The following is a 19,304-nucleotide window of genomic DNA, read 5'->3' as shown; positions in this document are numbered from 1 at the left end:
GTCAGGCAACCTCGACCGGGGTGCCGCCCAACTGGCCCAGGGCGCTGATCACCGAATCAGGCTCCAATAGGCGCAGGCAGTTGTAGTGACCGAAACGGCAGGTGCGCTCGAAGCACGGGCTGCACTCGATGCCCAGTTGCACGATCTCGACCTGATCGGCCAAAGGTGGCGTGAAGCCCGGCGAGGTCGAGCCATATACGGCGACCAGAGGCCGGTTGAGCGCTGCCGCGACGTGCATCAGGCCGGAGTCGTTGGACACCACAGCATCGGCGCAGGACAGCAGATCGATGGCCTCGGCCAGCGAGGTCTCGCCGCTGAGGTTGCTCGACTCTTCGCGCAGGCCAGGAATCAAGCGATCGCGAATGCTTTCGCCAACCGCGTGATCGTTCCTGGACCCGAACAGCCAGACCTGCCAGCCTTCGCGAATCTTCGCTTCAGCGACCTTGGCGTAATGCTCGGACGGCCAGCGCTTGGACTCGCCAAACTCGGCGCCAGGGCAGAGGGCCAGAACCGGGCGATCAAGGGCCAGGCCGAACTTGGCCAAAGCGGCATCGCGGCTGGCGGTTTCGATCGAAAGGCTCGGCTTTGGATAAGGACGCGGGATTTCGGCGTCCTTGTCATAGGCCAAGGCCATGAAGCGCTCGATCATCAGCGGGTATTTCTGTTTATCAAGGATGCGCACGTCGTTGAGCAGGCCATAGCGGAACTCGCCGCGCCAGCCGGTGCGTTTGGGAATACCGGCGAAGAACGGCACCAGCGCCGACTTCAGCGAGTTGGGCAGCAGAATCGCCTGGTCGTACTGGCCCTTGAGCGACTTGCCGATGCGCCGACGAGTCGCCAGTTCCAGCGCGCCGTGGCCGAGCGGAAAGCTCAAAGCCTTGCGCACCTGGGGCATGCGCTCAAGAATCGGCCGACTCCACTCGGGGGCCAGCACATCGATTTCGCACTGCGGGTGACGCTGTTTCAGGCACTGGAATAGCGTTTGCGCCATCACCATGTCACCGACCCAGCTGGGCCCTACGATCAGAATTCTCATGCTCAATCCAAAAACGACCAGAAACGAGCAGGGAGGCCCATCAGACTGCGTGACGCTTCCACACAGCCTGACGCCTCCCTGTCATAGCTTTATATATGCCTTTCAATTCGGGCGTTGCAGTGCACTCACTGCTTGGCCCGGCCTCCTGTGGGAGCGAATTCATTCGCGATGAGCCAGACCAATCGACACATCTGCGTCGCCTGACACATCTTTCGCGAATGAATTCGCTCCCACAGGGGGTGATGTGTCCTGCGCCAACATCAACTCAACCCCAACTGCGCCCAGATCCGCATCACTTCCCGCCGCTCGCTGGCGAACTGATCGCCACTGACCACGCCCGCATCCTTCTGCAGGGCCTGACGGTGAGCGGCTGAGCGGTAGGCTTTATACACCTCGCGCAACAGGCTCGCGTCGGCGGCGGGCATCAGCCCCGCCTCTTCCAGACCTTCGAGAATGCGGATGTTATCGGTGTATCGAAGCAGCGCGGGATGCTCTCTGGACCACGCCAAGGCCGCGTATTGCACCATAAATTCGATATCGACGATACCACCGGCGTCCTGCTTGAGATCGAACGACGACATGGGCTGGAAGGCGTTTTCCCCCTTTCCGGCCAACGTGCCCCTGGTCCCGAGGTTGTCGCGCATCTTGGCGCGCATGTCGCTGACTTCCTGGCGCAAGGTGTCCAGATCCCGCTCGCGGCCCAGCACCGAGGCGCGTACCGCTTCGAATCCCTTGCCCACATCTGCGCTGCCCACCAGCACCCGCGCACGCACCAGTGCCTGATGCTCCCAGGTCCAGGCCTCGTTCTCCTGATAGCGCGAAAACGCTCCCAGCGAGCTGACCAGAAGCCCCGACGCACCCGAAGGCCGCAGGCGCATGTCCACTTCATAGAGCTGGCCGGAGTTGGTCTGGGTGGTGATCAGGTGAATGATGCGCTGCCCCAACCGCGTGAAGAACTGCGCTCCATCGATGGGTTTGGCGCCATCGGTTTCGGCCTGAGGGTCGCCATCGTGGATGAACACCAGGTCCAGGTCCGAACCATGCCCCAATTCGATGCCGCCGACTTTCCCATAACCGACAATCACGAAACCCGGATCGCACAACGTGCCATCCGGACGACGCGGCGCGCCGTGGCGAGCGACGGTGTGACGCCAGGCCAGGGCCAGCACCTGTTCGAGAATCGCCTCGGCCAGCCAGGTCAGGTAGTCGCTGACCTTCATCAGCGGCAGGCTGCCGGTGATTTCCGACGCCGCCACCCGCAGCCGGTGCGCCAGTTTAAAGTGGCGCAAGGCTTCCATTTGTTGTTCCAGATCATCCTCAGGGATGCGCGTCAGCCGTTCACGCAACTCGGCGGCCAGCTCCAATGCTTGCGGCGGACTGAACAGGCGTCCTTCGTTGAGCAGCTCATCGAGCAGCAGCGGGAAGCGGGCGATCTGCTCGGCAATCCAGGGGCTTGCGGCGCACAGGGTCAGCAAGCGTCGCAACGCGCCGGGGTTTTCGGTGAGCAAAACGAGATACGCCGAACGCCGCGCAACGGCCTCGACCAGCGGCAGCACGCGCTCCAGCACCAGGTCAGGGTTGTCGTGCTCGACGGCCTGAGCCAGCAGACGCGGAATGAACGCATCGAGACGCTCGCGCCCCAGACGTTGCATCGAGCGCAGCTGGGAACTGTTACGCAGGTTGCTCAGATGCTTCAGGGCTTTTTGCGCGTCGACGAATCCGCCCTCCTCCAACTGCAGGCAGGCGGCTTCTTCGTTTTGCGATTCTTCCCACAACGGCAACCACTCGCCGCCCACGATTTCTTCGCCGCCGTCCTGCTGGCCTTCTTCCTCGTCAGGGTCAGCGATGACCTGCCGGAAATGCCAGTCGACCCGGCCGCGCCAGTACATCAACTTCTCGTGAAACGCGTCCCAGTCGGCGAAGCCCATGATGAAGGCAATACGCGCCTGATCACGGGGGTCGTCGGGGAGCATCTGGGTCTGGCGGTCGGCAATCGCCTGAATGGCATGCTCGGTGTAACGCAGGAATTCGTAGCCTTCGCGCAGCTCGGTGATGACGGCAGTGGGCAGATAACCCTGCCCTTCCAGCGTGCGCAGCACCTTGAGCAAAGGCCGTTGTTGCAGGCTCAGGTCACGGCCGCCGTGAATCAGCTGGAACGCCTGAGCGATGAATTCGACCTCGCGAATGCCCCCCGAGCCCAGCTTGATGTTCGCCGCCATGCCCTTGCGCCGGACTTCCTGCTGAATCAGCTGCTTCATCGTGCGTAGCGCCTCGATGGCCGAGAAGTCCAGATAACGGCGATACACGAATGGCCGCAGCATCTCCAGCAATTCGCTGCCCTTGGCCTGATCGCCACCGACCACCCGCGCCTTGATCATGGCGTAGCGTTCCCAGTCGCGGCCCTGATCCTGGTAGTACTGCTCCAGCGCGTTGAAGCTGAGCACCAGCGCCCCGGATGAACCGTAAGGCCTCAGGCGCATGTCGACGCGAAAGACGAAACCGTCGACGGTCACCGGGTCCAATGCCTTGATCAGGCGCTGCCCCAGGCGAATGAAAAACTCTTGGTTATCCAGCGGACGTTTCACGCCCACGGTTTCGCCACCCTCGGGGTAGGCGAAGATCAGGTCGATGTCCGATGAGAGGTTGAGCTCGACGGCCCCCAGCTTGCCCATGCCGAGGATGACCATCTGTTGCGGCTCGCCGGTACGACGCCCCGTGGGCACGCCGAATTGCTGGCAATGTTTGTCATATAACCACCGATACGCGAGGTCGATACTGCCATCGGCCATGTCAGAAAGATCACGGCAGGTTTCCACCAGATCGGCTTGGCGAGTGATGTCACGCCAGATAATTCGGACTTGCTGCCGCGTCCTTTGACGACGTAGATTACGCCCCAGCTCATCCTCGGTAGCCACTTCGGCGACCGCATTGGCGATGTGCTCACGCAGCTCAAGGGCCCTGAAACTGCGCTCAAGCTCACCGGATTCAGCGAGATCGAGCAGCATCTGCGGGTCGCGTCCCACGTGCTCGGCGACAAAATCGCTGGCCGCGCAGACACGATCGAAAGCCCTCAGACGTTCAGCAGGCCAGGCATCAAAAATCGCCTGCCCACCATCGGTCTGAGCAGCGAGCGCAGCGCGGAACGTCTGTTGCGCATGCGAGACCAACGCAAGCAGAGTGGCTGGCAATTCGGCCAGCAAAGGAAGGCTCATGGTCTATCCTTGATCGGCGTTCAAAAGGCTACCCAAACCGTGGGTTGTACACACGTTGAGGGTCAGACTGTCGAACAAAGGTTAAAAATTGCTGGCATTTGCCTGTTTTTGATCGTCAGCATCACCTGCCAGCTGATCTTTTTATGGTTTCTACCAACATTTTTCATTTGATTCATCGCGAAACATGAGCGAAAACAGCGCTCAACTGTAGTTTTACTACTGTATATACAAGTCAAAAAGCTGAAACAGCCGAAGATTTGTAGTAAAACTACACGGAGCCGGGTACCTCTCCGGTTATCCAAGAATTTTTATACCGTCTGCCCACAAGGCCAGTCGCAACAAACTCAGGCAACCGATTCTGGTAGCCTTTCCGCCCTGGAGCAAGCCATGCAAGACCTCGATCCCGTCGAAACCCAGGAATGGCTGGACGCCCTGGAATCGGTTCTCGACAAAGAAGGCGAAGACCGTGCGCACTACCTGATGACCCGTATGGGCGAGCTGGCCACCCGCAGTGGTACACAGCTGCCGTACTCCATCACCACGCCATACCGCAACACCATCCCCGTTACCCGCGAAGCACGCATGCCCGGCGACCTGTTCATGGAACGCCGCATCCGTTCGATCGTTCGCTGGAACGCCCTGGCGATGGTGATGCGCGCCAACATGCAAGACCCAGATCTGGGCGGCCACATCTCCACCTTCGCCTCCAGCGCAACGCTCTATGACATCGGCTTCAACTACTTCTTCCAGGCCCCGACCGAAGAACACGGCGGCGACCTGATCTACTACCAGGGCCACGCCTCGCCGGGCATCTACGCTCGCGCCTTCCTCGAAGGCCGCTTGAGCGAAGAGCAGATGCTCAAGTTCCGTCAGGAAGTGGACGGTGGCGGCCTGTCGTCGTACCCGCATCCACACCTGATGCCTGACTTCTGGCAGTTCCCGACCGTTTCCATGGGTCTGGGTCCGATCACCGCGATCTACCAGGCACGCTTCATGAAGTACCTGGAAAACCGTGGCTTCATCCCGGCCGGCAAGCAGAAGGTGTGGTGCTTCATCGGTGACGGTGAGTGCGACGAGCCGGAAACCCTAGGCGCCATCTCCCTGGCCGGTCGCGAAAACCTCGACAACCTGATCTTCGTCATCAACTGCAACCTGCAGCGCCTCGACGGCCCGGTTCGCGGCAACGCCAAGATCATCCAGGAACTGGAAGGCGTGTTCCGTGGCGCCGCCTGGAATGTCAACAAGGTCATCTGGGGCCGCATGTGGGACCCACTGTTCGCCCAGGACGAAGACGGCCTCATGCAGCGTCGCATGGACAAAGCCATCGACGGCGAGTACCAGAACTACAAGGCCAAAGACGGCGCCTACGTACGCAAGCACTTCTTTGGCGACGATCCAGAGCTGCTCAAGCGCGTCGAGAACCTGTCAGACGATGAGATCTGGAAACTCAACCGTGGCGGTCACGACCCGTACAAGGTCTACGCAGCGTACCACCAGGCGGTCAATCACAAAGGCCAGCCTACCGTCATCCTGGCCAAGACCATCAAGGGCTACGGCACCGGCGCGGGCGAAGCGAAGAACACTGCGCACAATACCAAGAAAGTCGATATCGAGTCGCTGAAGAAATTCCGTGATCGCTTCGACATTCCGCTGAACGATTCCGAACTCGAATCGCTGCCGTTCTACCGTCCGGCCGAAGACAGCGCGGAAATGAAATATCTGCGCAAGTGCCGCGAGAAGCTGGGCGGTTCCCTGCCTCAGCGCAACCGCGGCAACATCAGCATCCCGACGCCGCCGCTGGAAACCCTCAAGTCCGTACTGGATGGCTCGGGTGACCGCGAAATCTCCACCACCATGGCGTTCGGTCGCATCCTCGCCTCGATGGTCAAGGACAAGGAACTGGGCAAGCGCATCGTTCCGATCCTCGCTGACGAAGCCCGTACCTTCGGTATGGAAGGCATGTTCCGCCAGTTGGGTATCTACTCGCCAGTCGGCCAGCTGTACGAGCCAGTCGACCGCGACCAGGTCATGTACTACCGCGAAGAGAAAGATGGCCAGATCCTGCAGGAAGGCCTCAACGAGGCCGGCGCGTTCTCCTCGTTCATCGCAGCGGGTACCGCCTACAGCAACTACAACACCCCGATGCTGCCGGTCTACATCTTCTACTCGATGTTCGGCTTCCAGCGTATCGGCGACTTGGCCTGGGCGGCGGGCGATGCACAGACTCGCGGCTTCCTGCTGGGCGGCACCTCCGGGCGGACCACGCTCAACGGTGAAGGCCTGCAGCACGAAGACGGTCACAGCCACATTCTGGCCAGCACCATCCCGAACGTGCGCAGCTATGACCCTGCCTATGCCTACGAGCTGGCGGTGATCATGCAGGAAGGCACGCACCGCATGATGACGCTGCAGGAAAACGTCTATTACTACATCACCGTGATGAACGAGAACTACCACCAGCCAGCCATGCCGGCCGGTGTAGAGCAAGGCATCATCAAGGGCATGTACCTGCTTGAGGAAGACAAGCGCGAAGCGGCTCATCACGTGCAACTGATGGGTTCGGGCACGATCCTCAATGAAGTGCGTGAAGCGGCGAAGATCCTGCGTGAGCAGTTCAACATCGGCGCTGACGTATGGAGCGTCACCAGCTTCAACGAACTGCGTCGCAACGGCCTGGCCGTTGAGCGTAGCAACCGTCTGAAGCCGGGTCAGAAGCCACAATTGAGCTACGTTGAAGAGTGCCTCAACGGCCGTAAAGGTCCGGTGATCGCTTCGACCGACTACATGAAACTGTTCGCTGACCAGATCCGTCAGTGGGTTCCTACCAAGGAATACAAGGTCCTGGGCACTGACGGCTACGGCCGTTCGGACAGCCGCAAGAAGCTGCGTCACTTCTTCGAAGTCGACCGTCACTTCATCGTGCTGGCCGCTCTGGAAGCCTTGGCTGATCGTGGCGATATCGAACCTAAAGTCGTGGCGCAAGCCATCACCAAGTTCGGCATCGACCCTGAGAAGCGCAACCCGCTGGACTGCTGATCGTAGATCGCAAGCGCGCCGGGCGCGTGCACGAAACAGCCGCCGATGCGGAATTTACTTCGGTAAATGAGCATCCCAGGCTGTTTCGTTGCACCTGTACCGGCGCAATCGAGTGAACAGGTTCTCCTGAGGAGAGACATTGTGAGTGAGTTAATTCGTGTACCCGACATCGGCAGCGGTGACGGTGAAGTCATCGAGCTGTTCGTCAAGGTTGGCGATCGCATCGAAGCCGATCAGAGCCTGCTGACCCTTGAGTCGGACAAGGCGAGCATGGAAATCCCTGCGCCGAAAGCCGGTGTCGTCAAAAGCCTGAAAGTGAAACTGGGCGACCGCCTCAAAGAAGGCGACGAACTGCTGGAGCTGGAAGTGGAAGGCGACGCCGCCGCAGCGCCTGCTGCCGAGCCTGCTGCTGCCGCACCTGCGCCAACTGCTGAAAAACCCGCTGAAGCTGCAGCACCTGCTCCTGCCGCCGCACCTGCGCCTGCTGCCGAAGCAGCCGTTCAGGACATCCACGTGCCGGACATCGGCTCGTCGGGCAAGGCTCGCATCATCGAGCTGCTGGTCAAAGTGGGCGACAGCATCGAAGCTGATCAATCGCTGATCACCCTGGAATCCGACAAAGCCTCGATGGAGATTCCTTCTCCAGCTGCTGGCGTGGTCGAGAGCATCAGCGTCAAGGTCGAAGACGAAGTCGGCACTGGCGACCTGATCCTGCAACTCAAAGTCGCAGGCGCAGCACCCGCCGCCGCCCCTGCTCAGGCTGCTGCCCCGGCACCAGCCAAGGCTGAAGCGCCTGCTGCCGCACCGGCTGCCGCGCCTGCACCGAAAGCTGAAGCGGCCCCTGCTCCAGCCGCCGCTCCGGCAAAAGCCAGTGCCAAGGTCCACGCAGGCCCAGCTGTTCGTCAGCTGGCTCGCGAGTTCGGCGTCGAGTTGAGCGCTGTGACCGCCACCGGTCCACACGGCCGTGTTCTGAAGGAAGACGTGCAGGCGTACGTCAAATCCATCATGACCAAGGCCAAGGACGCACCGGCCGCTGCTGGTGCAACCGGCGGTGCAGGCATCCCGCCGATTCCGGAAGTCGACTTCAGCCGTTTCGGCGAAATCGAAGAAGTACCGATGACCCGCCTGATGCAACTGGGCGCGTCCGGCCTGCACCGCAGCTGGCTGAACATCCCGCACGTGACCCAGTTCGACCAGGCCGACATCACCGACCTGGAAGCTTTCCGCGTGGCGCAGAAAGCCGTCGCTGAAAAAGCGGGCGTGAAACTGACCGTGCTGCCGCTGTTGCTCAAGTCCATCGCGCACCTGCTCAAGGAATTGCCGGACTTCAACAGCTCGCTGGCGCCAAGCGGCAAAGCGGTCATCCGCAAGAAGTACTTCCACATCGGTTTCGCCGTGGATACGCCGGAAGGCCTGCTGGTCCCTGTGATCAAGAACGTCGACCAGAAGAGCCTGCTGCAACTGGCCGCCGAAGCAGCCGAGCTGGCTGAAAAAGCGCGCTCCAAAAAGCTGTCGGCCAACGACATGCAGGGCGCCTGCTTCACCATCTCAAGCCTGGGTCACATTGGCGGTACCGGCTTTACGCCGATCGTCAACGCGCCGGAAGTCGCGATCCTGGGTGTGTCCAAGGCCACCATGCAACCGGTGTGGGACGGCAAGGCTTTCCAGCCACGCCTGATGCTACCGCTGTCGCTGTCCTACGATCACCGCGTGATCAATGGCGCCGCAGCCGCTCGCTTCACCAAGCGTCTGGGTGATCTGCTGGCGGATATCCGTACCATTCTGCTGTAAGCCGTACGAGGCCCGTTTCTGTAGAGGCGGGCCTTCGCTGTTTTTCGAGCTGCCACGCTCGTACCTCAACCCCGCTGATTGGCGGGGCTTTTTTTGCCTTTTTCTTGTAGAAGCGCGCTTGCCCGCGACGGCGTCGGCCGATACAACATCGTTGGCGACTGACACCCCGCCGTCGCGGGCAATGGCACTCCTACAGAGAATTGCGTCTCTGCCGATAACCAGAAGTACTACTAACAACCAGTTACCGCCCCTTTCCGACAAATCCGACCAACAACCTTCAGTTAATGCACGATTTGCCGACAGATTTATAGCACTAAGCCATCGCGCTCACTTGTCAGCCCGTTCGCCATGATGCAACCTTGCGACACGCGATTTAACGATGGGCTCCTTGCCCACGCGCGACAGTACTCTTAAAGCGAGTTCCTTCATGAAAAGCCAACCTGATGCTGCCGCCCGATCGGCAGCCGAGGTCGTGACTCAGTTGCCGGTGCCCTCGCGGCTCGGCATGCTGCGTTTCGAGCGGCTGAATGAACCCAGCTGGGCGATGCTGTACCTGGACCCAAGCTGCGAAAAGCAGTTCGACATGCCCGCCATCGAGCTGTGTGCCCTGATCGGAGCGCCCTACGCAAGCCTGATGGAGCCCGAGGCCCGGTACCAGTTACACGACGCCGTGCAGATGCAACTGGGCACGAACTCGCACTACGTCATCCGTTACACCTTGCACACCACCCGCGGCCCCTTGGGTCTGCTGGAAATCGGTGAAGGCTACCGGCAGCACAATCGCGAGTTGCTGCGCGGCTACCTGATGGTGGTCGACGATGTCTTCGATTCCAACGAACTGACCATTGCCCCCGACCTTGAAGTGCAGAACTCGCGCCTGCAGATCGCGCTGGAGCTCAATCAGCGCGCTCAGCACGAGCAACTGAAGCACCTGGAACGGGTGCGCGCCCAGCAGGACCTGATCCTGCGCCTGACCCGCCACCGTTACCGCTCCAACGACTCGTTGCTGGAAGCCGCAGAGCTGATCACCAAAAACGCCTGCGAAATCTACGACATCGACCGCGCCGCCATCTGGAACCTCGTCGGCAACGTGCTGGAGCCCATCGCCGAGTACCGCCGCGACACTGACGAGTACCTCAAGGGCGCACCGATCGACATCAGCCGCTTCCCCAGTTATCTGGAAGCGTTGCACACCAGCCGCGCCATCGACGCCCACGACGTCCAGCATGACCCGCGCACCCGCGAGCTGGCAGAAAGCCTCGGGCCTCGTGACATCAACGCAATCCTCGACGCCAGTATTCGCATCGATGGCCACGTGGTCGGCGTGCTTTGCCTGGAGCAAACCGGCGCGACCCGCGAGTGGCAATCCGACGAGATCGCCTTTGCCGGTGAGCTGGCCGATCAGTTCGCGCAAGCGATCAACAATCACAACCGTCGCACCGCGACCAACGCCCTGCACCTGTTCCAGCGTGCCGTGGAGCAGAGCGCCAATGCGTTTCTGCTGGTCAATTGCAACGGCGTGGTTGAGTACGTCAACCCGAGTTTCACCGAAATCACCCAGTACACCGCCGACGAGGTCCACGGGCATCGCCTGTCGGAATTGCCAGCGCTGGAAAATCTCGGCTCGCTGCTGCTTGACGCCAATTCCAGCCTGGCCACCGGCAACAGCTGGCAAGGCGAATTCAAGAGCCGCCGCAAGAATCTGGAGCCCTACTGGGGCCAGTTGTCGATTTCCAAGGTCTATGGCGACAACCGCGAGCTGACCCATTACATCGGCATCTACGAAGACATCACCCAGGCCAAGCTCTCCCAACAGCGGATCGAGCGCCTGGCGTACACCGACAACCTGACCAACCTGGGCAACCGCCCGGCGTTCATTCGCACCCTCGACGAGCATTTCGCCCGGGACGTCGAAACGCCGATCAGTCTGTTGCTGGTGGACATCGACAACTTCAAGCGCATCAACGACAGCCTCGGCCACCAGACGGGCGACAAACTGCTGATCAGTCTGGCCCGGCGCCTGCGCAACAGCCTGAGCCCCACCGGGATTCTGGCGCGTTTTGCGAGTAACGAATTCGCCGTGCTGCTCGACGACACCGGCCCTGAAGACGGCCAGCGCATCGCGCATCAGGTGCTCACCACCCTCGACAAACCGATGTTCGTCGACAATCAGCTGATCAGCGTCACCGGCTCCGTGGGCCTGGCTTGCGCGCCGTTGCACGGTCGCGATCCGCAGACCCTGATGAAGAACGCGGGGCTTGCGCTGCACAAGGCCAAGGCCAACGGCAAGCATCAGGTACAGGTGTTCACTGAAGCGCTCAACGCCGAGGCAAGCTACAAGCTGTTCGTCGAAAACAATCTGCGCCGCGCCCTGACCCAGAACGAGCTGGAAGTCTTCTACCAGCCCAAACTGTGCCTGCGTACCGGCAGGTTGCTGGGCATGGAAGCGCTGCTGCGCTGGAATCACCCGGAAAAGGGCATGATCCGCCCGGACCAGTTCATCAGCGTGGCTGAAGAAACCGGCCTGATCATCCCGATCGGCAAATGGGTCGCGCGTCAGTCCTGCCGCATGAGCAAGCAACTGACCGCCGCCGGTTACGGCAAGCTGCACGTGGCGATTAACGTCTCGCCCAAGCAATTCTCCGACCCGGATCTGGTCAGCTCCCTGGCCAGCATCCTGCGCGAAGAACAGCTCGACCCGTCGCTGCTGGAGCTTGAACTGACCGAAGGCCTGCTGCTGGAGGCCACCGAAGACACACGCTTGCAGCTGGAGTCCCTGAAAACCCTGGGCCTGACCCTGGCGATGGACGACTTCGGCACCGGTTACTCGTCGTTCAGCTACCTGAAGAAATTCCCCATCGATGTGATCAAGATCGACCGCAGCTTCATCCGCGACATTCCGGATGACCAGGACGATATGGAGATCACCTCGGCGGTCATCGCCATGGCGCATAACCTCAAGCTGACCGTGGTCGCCGAAGGCATCGAGACGGCCGAGCAGCTGGCGTTCCTGCGCCGCCATCGTTGCGACGTGGGCCAAGGCTACCTGTTCGACAAGCCCATCCCCGGCGAAGACCTGATCAACGCCCTGCGTCGCTACCCCCGCGTCACCCAGTCCTGAGCCCTTCCCTGCCCCACGCTTGTACGGCAAACTGACCGCCTTTCATTGGATTCAGCACATCCAGCCCCCACTTATGGCAGTCACCTGTCCAGAGAGGATTGACCTCATGGCCCTGCGCTCGGAAATTCTTGTGAACAAAAACGAACTCCCTACCGCCCAGCAAGCGTTGCCGGGCCGCGAAACCCCGATGGCCCTGCCTGAAACCCACTTCGTCAACGGCAACCCGCTGCTGGGACCGTTCTTCGAAGACGTGGAATTCGCCATTTTTGGCCTGGGTTGCTTCTGGGGCGCCGAGCGTCGTTTCTGGCAACGCGATGGCGTGGTCAGCACAGTCGTCGGCTACGCAGGCGGCTTCACGCCCAACCCGACCTATGAAGAAGTCTGCTCCGGCCTGACCGGCCACAGCGAAGTGGTATTGGTGGTGTATGACAAGGCGAAGGTCAGCTATCAGGAGCTGCTGGCGATGTTCTGGGAACTGCACAACCCGACCCAGGGCATGCGTCAGGGCAACGACATCGGCACTCAATACCGCTCGGTGATCTACTGCACTACACCGGAACAATTGGACGCAGCCCAGGCCAGCGCCAAGGTGTATCAGGCTGAACTGACCAAGGCAGGGCTGGGCGATATCACCACCGAGATCGACCAGGCGCCGACCGTGTATTTCGCCGAGGCATATCACCAGCAATACCTGGCGAAGAACCCGCAGGGCTATTGCGGGATTGGCGGGACAGGCGTTTGCATGCCGCCAAGCCTCAATCAGGCGTAATCCGTTTGGAACATCGTCACAGCTGAACAGCGACGATCCACTGTGGGAGCGAATTCATTCGCGAATCGTAGGTACATCCGGCGTATCTCTAACGGCTGCATGTCCGTCTCGCGAATGAATTCGCTCCCACAGGTTTCGGCTTGAGATCGTTCCCACAGGTTCGGTTCGGCGTGCGATTCGGCTCAAGCCTTCATGGCGTGAAGCTCGCAAGCCCTCAGGCCTCGGCAATCAGCCAATCCAGCCGCCAGTCCCCCTGGGTCTGCCCCAGTTTTTCGGCCAGCCACGGCAGCAGCGCGCGCAATTCCTCTTCCAGCCCCCACGGCGGGTTGGCAATCGCCAGGCCCGAGCCGTTCAGGCTGTTCGGCGTGTCCAGCGGATGCACCAGCAACTCCACACGCAACAGCTTTGGCGCGCCGGTTTCAGCCAGTTCCTGATAGAAACGCTTGAGCGCGCGCGGGTCCTTGATCGGGTACCAGATGGCCGCGACAGTCTGGCGCATGCGGCCGATGGCTTCCTTGAGGGCCACCGAGCAGCGCTTCATTTCGTCCAGTTGCTCGAACGGCGGATCGATCAGCATGACGGCGCGTTTCTCCTGCACCGGCAGCAGCGCGCGTGGCACATGCCAGCCCTCGCCCAGGTGCACAGCAACGCGGCGGTCGTATTTCATGTTGTCTTTAAGCAGGGCGCCGTCTTCGGGGTGCTTCTCGTTGAGCAGCACGCGGTCCTGCTCGCGGGTCACGCGTCGGGCCAGCTCGGGCGAGCCCGGGTAGTAGCGCAGCTCGCCGGTCTTGCGGTTCATGTGACGGATCACGTCCATGTAACCGGCGGCAGCTTCTGGAATGTCGTCGGCGTCCCACAGACGGCCGATGCCTTCGATCCATTCACCGGTGCGCGTCGCCTGATCGCCCTGCAAGTCATACAGACCGAGGCCTGCGTGGGTGTCGATATAGGCGAGCGGCTGCTCCTTACGCGACATCAGCGCGATCAAGCGAGTCAGGACGATGTGTTTCAAGACGTCGGCGTGGTTGCCGGCGTGGAAGGCGTGACGGTAGTTCATGGCGGCTCCTGGAAGGCTGCGGAGTTTACCAAAACGGTCGGCGTTGCGCAGACCGCTCGTAGCCCGAGCCAGCAGAACCGCTGCTGCAAGAACGACAGGCAAAAAAAGCCCCGGTTAAGCCGTTACAAAACCGGGGTTGAGGTGCTTGTCCGCGCTAGAGGGTGACCAAACCGTGGCGCGGACAATGTTAAGTGAGGCCATTATGCCGAATTAACTAAACGGTTACATAGCCAAAACCGACACACTGATGTGCATGCCAGACATTGCCGACGACAGGTATTGCCGAGCGTGCGGCGCGCTACCAGAATCGCTTCAACGTCAATAAAAGGAGCGAGCGTCATGATGCATGCAGACCTGATCGACCAGGACGATCTACTCGGTCAACTCAGATCCATCGGCTTTGAAATGCCATCAGGCGCCACCGCCGAACAAGCCTGTGCTCAGGCCGTCTGCGGCCTCAACGAAGACCGCGCACGCGCGTTGCGTCAGTTGGTAGAAAGAATGCTCAGCGGCAGCGCGACTATCTTGCCCGCAGTGCGTCAGGCGATTGATCAGCAGCTGTTGCCGGCGTTGGCGACGTATAACAAATCCCAAAGCGCCTGAGGACGGCTGGCGCAACCTCGACGGCAACATAAAACCTGTGGGAGCGAATTCATTCGCGAAAGATCATACAGCCGCTAGAAGTCCGTCGGATGTACTGGCCAATCGCGAATAAATTCGCTTCCACAAAGGGTCATGCGCCAGGCACATGATCCCAATATCGTCCCGCCCGCCTTTACAACCTCACACTCGCAAACGTCGACTCGTTACGCGCCTGACTCAATGCCGACAACGGCCCGGACAGCGGCGCCAGCACCATCGCCTGGGGAATCGGCATCATCGCCACTTGTTGGGCGGTGTTGGAGCCTACGCGCTCGTCACGCGGCGGGATGCCGAAGTATTCGCGGTAGCACTTGGAGAAGTGCGGCGTGGAGACGAAGCCACAGACCGACGCCACTTCGATGATCGACATCGGCGTTTGCTTGAGCAACTGACGCGCGCGGATCAGGCGTAGCTTGAGGTAATAGCGCGATGGCGAGCAGTGCAGGTATTTCTGGAACAGCCTTTCGAGCTGACGTCGCGACACCGACACATAGACCGCCAACTCGTCGAGGTCGATCGGCTCTTCGAGGTTGGCTTCCATCAGTGCGACGATTTCCTGCAGCTTTGGCTGGTTGGTGCCAAGCATGTGCTTGAGCGGTACGCGCTGGTGATCCTGCTCGTTACGGATGCGCTCGTAGACGAACATTTCCGAAATCGCGGCGGACAGTTCACGGCCGTGATCGCGGCTGATCAGGTGCAGCATCATGTCCAGTGGCGCGGTGCCGCCGGAGCTGGTGAAACGGTTACGGTCGAGGGTGAACAGGCGGGTGCTCATGGCCACGCGCGGAAAGGCTTCCTGCATCGCCGCCAGACATTCCCAGTGCACGCTGCAATCGAATCCATCGAGCAGCCCTGCGCACGCCAGCGCCCAGCTGCCGGTGCAGACCGCGCCCAGACGACGAGACTGACGCGCCTGACTTTGCAGCCAGCTTACATGTTCGCGGGTCACCGTGCGTTGAATGCCGACGCCGCCGCAGACGATCACGGTGTCCAGCGCCGGGGCCTTGTGCATGGCCGCGTCAGGGGTGATTTGCAGACCATCGCTGGCCCAGACCTGGCCGCCGTCGACGCTCAGGGTGGTCCAGCGATACAGCTCACGGCCGGAGAGCTGGTTGGCCATACGCAGTGGCTCAACCGCAGATGCGAGAGAGATGAGTGTGAAATTGTCCAACAGCAGAAAGCCGATGGATTGAGGCGCACGGTTCTGGGGTTGAGCCCCGGAGTTGAACGAAGTCATCACGGTATCTCCTCACACGAAAAGCGGTTGATGGCCCCAAGCAGAGGCTCTTGTTGTTTCGCCCTCATCTGTGGAGAGCTTTGTCTATTGCAACGCAAATGCCATGCCTAAAGTTGAATGGGCATTCAATAACTTCTGATAGCGACGTCGCGATGCGTCTATTCGGGAGCGACATGGATGTTCCGTTAGCGACCTACCGATCGTTAGGCCACGGAAACGGCGGGCGGGATGAGCAATTCGGTAGCACTTGTGTGAATCGCCGAAAACTCGGCGACAGGGTGAGTGTCACCCCCATGCACGGCTGACCGGCGGTAGCACAGGTAACGCGGGCGTGACATGGCGTTGCGCCATGCCGCAACCGTTCACGCGCCAAAAGAAAGCGGCAGGTTTGGCGCGTGAGCGAAAAGCGAGCAGAACCGGGTAAGCAAATGAGAACCGGTTTCAGCGGTGCCAGTTATTACGCCTTCGTGAGCAAGCTCATTCCCACAGTTTTTGGGGTGCACGTGGTATTTGAAGACGCCTGAAATACTATGGGAGTGAGCGTGCTCACGAAAGCATCAGCACAGACAGCGAGAATTGACTGATCAACACTCCACCGCGCTGACCGCCAACCCTCCGCGCGAGGTCTCTTTGTATTTGTCGTGCATGTCGGCGCCGGTGTCGCGCATGGTGCGGATCACGCGGTCCAGCGAGATGAAGTGCTCGCCATCCCCACGCAGCGCCATCTGTGCAGCGTTGATGGCCTTCACCGCGGCAATCGCGTTGCGCTCGATGCACGGCACCTGCACCAGCCCCGCCACCGGGTCGCAGGTCAGGCCCAAGTTGTGTTCCAGGCCGATTTCAGCGGCGTTGCACAGCTGCTCCGGGGATGCGCCGAGGATATCCGCCAACCCGGCCGCAGCCATGGCGCAGGCCGAACCGACCTCACCCTGACAGCCCACTTCAGCGCCCGAGATGGAGGCGTTCTTTTTACAGAGGATGCCGATCGAGGCCGCGCCGAGGAAGTAATCCACCACGTTGGCTTCGCTGACTTCATCGCTGAATTTCACGAAGTAATGCAGCACCGCCGGGATGATCCCCGCCGCGCCGTTGGTCGGCGCCGTAACCATGCGCCCGCCCGCGGCGTTTTCTTCGTTGACCGCCAGGGCGAACAGGTTGACCCACTCCATCGCGCTCAGGGTCGAGCCAATGACGTTGGGCTTGTTCAGTTCCTGAAGGCTGCGATGCAAGCGCGCCGCACGACGACGCACATTCAGGCCGCCGGGCAACACGCCCTCTTCTTTAAGGCCGTGCTCAACGCAATCCTGCATCGCGCGCCACAAACGCATGAGGCCCGCGCGAATCTCTTCTTCGCTGCGCCAGACCTTCTCGTTGGCCATCATCAGTTCCGAAACCCGCAGACCGTGCTGCTTGCACAGCCTCAGCAGTTCTTCGGCGCTGGAAAAGTCATAAGGCAACACCGTGGTGTCGGCATCCAGCACGCCGCTGGCCGCTTGCGCTTCGTCCACTACAAAACCGCCGCCCACCGAGTAGTAGGTGTCGCGATGCAGCTCGCCGCTGGCATCGAAGGCGATCAGGGTCATGGCGTTGGGGTGATACGGCAGGTTTTCGTCGAGCAGCAGCATGTCGCGTTGCCAGACGAAAGGAATCGAATGATCGTTGCTGAGCTTCAGGGTGTCGGTTTCGCGCAGCTCGGCGATGTGACGGCCGATCTGGGTCGGGTCGATTGCGTCAGGCCATTCGCCCATCAGCCCCATGATCACGGCGTTGTCGCTGCCGTGGCCGACACCGGTCGCCGAAAGCGAGCCATAAAGGCGCACTTCGATGCGCGTCACCTGCCCCAGGCGGTCGCTTTCACGCAAGCTTTGAGCGAACAGCGCCGCAGCACGCATGGGACCCACGGTGTGGGAGCTGGAAGGACCGATACCGATCTTGAACAGGTCGAACACGCTGATAGCCATTAACTGCAAACCCCCGAAACACACGGTTTCCGGCGCGCCCAGCGGCCGGCGACGGAGCTGCTACGCTTGAAGCTGCAATCCGTCGAGATGGCGGCATCATCAGCCTTTTATCTCGAGGGGCGGCGTCTCACACCGACTCACTCTTGTCCACAAACGTCGCGGCGACGCATTCGCGCGCAGGGGCACATCCCCCAGAAGAAGAGCCACTGTTTTCGACACTTTTTGCCGCAACGACACTCGAAAACCAGTCCGCGAGCGGGGAAAAAAGCTGTAAGCGACGTCACCGACACTGGATACGACCCCCTCTGTACTGGTTACGACGCACCCTGTAGGCGTTTGATTTTGGCTGTTACATGATCGTTATCGACTCAATCGCCAGACGCAGTGATAGAGCTGTTTTCCCACTTGACTCGCCGACACCAAAAAAACGCGTCAGCCCTGACTGATGACGAGAAGAAAACACCTAAGGAGTCCAACCATGAAAGGTTCACACAAGCTATTACTGGGCGTTGCGTTGAGTCTGCCGATGCTGGCGCAGGCTGCAGAACCCGCCGCTTGCCAGACGGTTAATTTTTCCGATGTAGGCTGGACCGATATCACCGCAACGACCGCCACCACCAGCGTTGTCCTCCAGTCGCTGGGCTACAAGACTAAAACCACCATGATTTCCGTGCCCGTGACCTACAAGTCGCTGGCCGATGGCAAGAACATGGACGTTTTCCTGGGTAACTGGATGCCGACCATGGAAAACGACATCAAGGCCTACCGCGACGCCGGCACTGTTGAAGTCGTTCGCACCAACCTCACCGGCGCCAAATACACCCTGGCCGTGCCGCAAGCGCTGTACGACAAAGGCCTGCATGACTTCGCCGACATCGCCAAATTCAAGAAAGAACTCGACGGCAAAATCTACGGCATCGAGCCTGGCAACGACGGCAACCGTCTGATCCAGAGCATGATCGACAAGAACGCCTTTGGCCTGAAAGACGCAGGCTTCAAAGTCGTGGAGTCGAGCGAAGCCGGCATGCTCTCGCAGGTCGACCGCGCCTCCAAACGCGACACCGCCGTGGTGTTCCTGGGTTGGGCGCCGCACCCGATGAACAAGCGCTTCAAGATCCAGTACCTGACCGGCGGGGACGATTTCTTCGGGCCTGATTTCGGCGCGGCAACCGTGGCGACCAACACCCGCAAGGGTTACACCAGCGAATGCAGCAACGTCGGTCAGCTTCTGAAGAATCTGGAATTCACCGTCGACATGGAAAGCGAGCTGATGGGCAACATCCTGGACGACAAAATGAAGCCTGAAGCCGCCGCCAAGGCGTGGATCAAGAAGAACCCGAAAGTACTCGACACCTGGCTGGCGGGTGTCACCACAGTGGACGGTAAACCTGGCCTGGAAGCCGCTAAAGCCGAGCTGACGAAGTAACTCGACAGGCAGGCGG

At 60.6% G+C, this 19,304-nt stretch carries 11 protein-coding genes; 6 read left to right on the top strand and 5 right to left on the bottom strand.

The features are described from left to right. Position 1: 1 nt before the first annotated feature. On the bottom strand, positions 2 to 1,036 hold the full coding sequence (gene waaF, locus AC07V9_RS14375) for a lipopolysaccharide heptosyltransferase II (protein WP_495016370.1): 1,035 nt from the start codon (positions 1,034 to 1,036) through the stop codon (positions 2 to 4). A gap of 260 nt (positions 1,037 to 1,296) precedes the next feature. Beyond that, complete coding sequence (glnE, locus tag AC07V9_RS14370; RefSeq protein WP_495016369.1) at positions 1,297 to 4,248, bottom strand: bifunctional [glutamate--ammonia ligase]-adenylyl-L-tyrosine phosphorylase/[glutamate--ammonia-ligase] adenylyltransferase; 2,952 nt, start codon at positions 4,246 to 4,248, stop codon at positions 1,297 to 1,299. Positions 4,249 to 4,635: 387 nt separating this feature from the next. On the opposite strand from glnE, the gene aceE reads away from it, so the two are divergent. The 4 genes from aceE (at position 4,636) to msrA (ending at position 12,965) form a co-directional block, all read left to right on the top strand. Next, positions 4,636 to 7,284, top strand: coding sequence for a pyruvate dehydrogenase (acetyl-transferring), homodimeric type (aceE, locus tag AC07V9_RS14365; RefSeq protein WP_495016368.1), 2,649 nt, complete (start codon positions 4,636 to 4,638; stop codon positions 7,282 to 7,284). Positions 7,285 to 7,425: 141 nt separating this feature from the next. Beyond that, on the top strand, positions 7,426 to 9,075 hold the full coding sequence (aceF, locus tag AC07V9_RS14360) for a dihydrolipoyllysine-residue acetyltransferase (protein ID WP_495016367.1): 1,650 nt from the start codon (positions 7,426 to 7,428) through the stop codon (positions 9,073 to 9,075). Positions 9,076 to 9,502: 427 nt separating this feature from the next. After that, positions 9,503 to 12,196: a putative bifunctional diguanylate cyclase/phosphodiesterase gene (locus tag AC07V9_RS14355; protein ID WP_495016366.1), complete on the top strand. Its 2,694-nt coding sequence runs from the start codon at positions 9,503 to 9,505 to the stop codon at positions 12,194 to 12,196. A 106-nt stretch (positions 12,197 to 12,302) separates the two neighbouring features. Next, positions 12,303 to 12,965, top strand: a complete 663-nt coding sequence (gene msrA / locus AC07V9_RS14350; protein WP_495016365.1) for a peptide-methionine (S)-S-oxide reductase MsrA — start codon at positions 12,303 to 12,305, stop codon at positions 12,963 to 12,965. A gap of 214 nt (positions 12,966 to 13,179) precedes the next feature. On the opposite strand, the gene AC07V9_RS14345 is transcribed toward msrA, so the two are convergent. Continuing rightward, complete coding sequence (locus tag AC07V9_RS14345; RefSeq protein ID WP_495016364.1) at positions 13,180 to 14,022, bottom strand: 23S rRNA (adenine(2030)-N(6))-methyltransferase RlmJ; 843 nt, start codon at positions 14,020 to 14,022, stop codon at positions 13,180 to 13,182. 339 nt (positions 14,023 to 14,361) lie between these two features. On the opposite strand from AC07V9_RS14345, the gene AC07V9_RS14340 reads away from it, so the two are divergent. Beyond that, positions 14,362 to 14,625, top strand: a complete 264-nt coding sequence (locus AC07V9_RS14340) for a hypothetical protein (RefSeq protein WP_495016363.1) — start codon at positions 14,362 to 14,364, stop codon at positions 14,623 to 14,625. Between the two features lie 172 nt (positions 14,626 to 14,797). On the opposite strand, the gene gbdR is transcribed toward AC07V9_RS14340, so the two are convergent. Together gbdR and AC07V9_RS14330 are read right to left on the bottom strand one after the other, a co-directional pair. Continuing rightward, entirely contained in the window at positions 14,798 to 15,901 is a 1,104-nt protein-coding gene (gene gbdR, locus AC07V9_RS14335) for a choline metabolism transcriptional regulator GbdR (protein WP_166596071.1), read from the bottom strand. 584 nt (positions 15,902 to 16,485) lie between these two features. Then, positions 16,486 to 17,862: an L-serine ammonia-lyase gene (locus AC07V9_RS14330; RefSeq protein ID WP_495016362.1), complete on the bottom strand. Its 1,377-nt coding sequence runs from the start codon at positions 17,860 to 17,862 to the stop codon at positions 16,486 to 16,488. Between the two features lie 478 nt (positions 17,863 to 18,340). On the opposite strand from AC07V9_RS14330, the gene AC07V9_RS14325 reads away from it, so the two are divergent. After that, positions 18,341 to 19,288 carry a choline ABC transporter substrate-binding protein gene (locus AC07V9_RS14325; RefSeq protein ID WP_495016361.1) on the top strand — a complete coding sequence of 316 codons (948 nt, stop codon included), beginning with the start codon at positions 18,341 to 18,343 and terminating at the stop codon, positions 19,286 to 19,288. Positions 19,289 to 19,304: the final 16 nt, after the last annotated feature.

This window comes from Pseudomonas sp. GW821-FHT02A11 (assembly GCF_059421985.1).
Note: the sequence above shows the minus strand (reverse complement) of the source record. Positions and strands in the feature narration are given on the sequence as shown.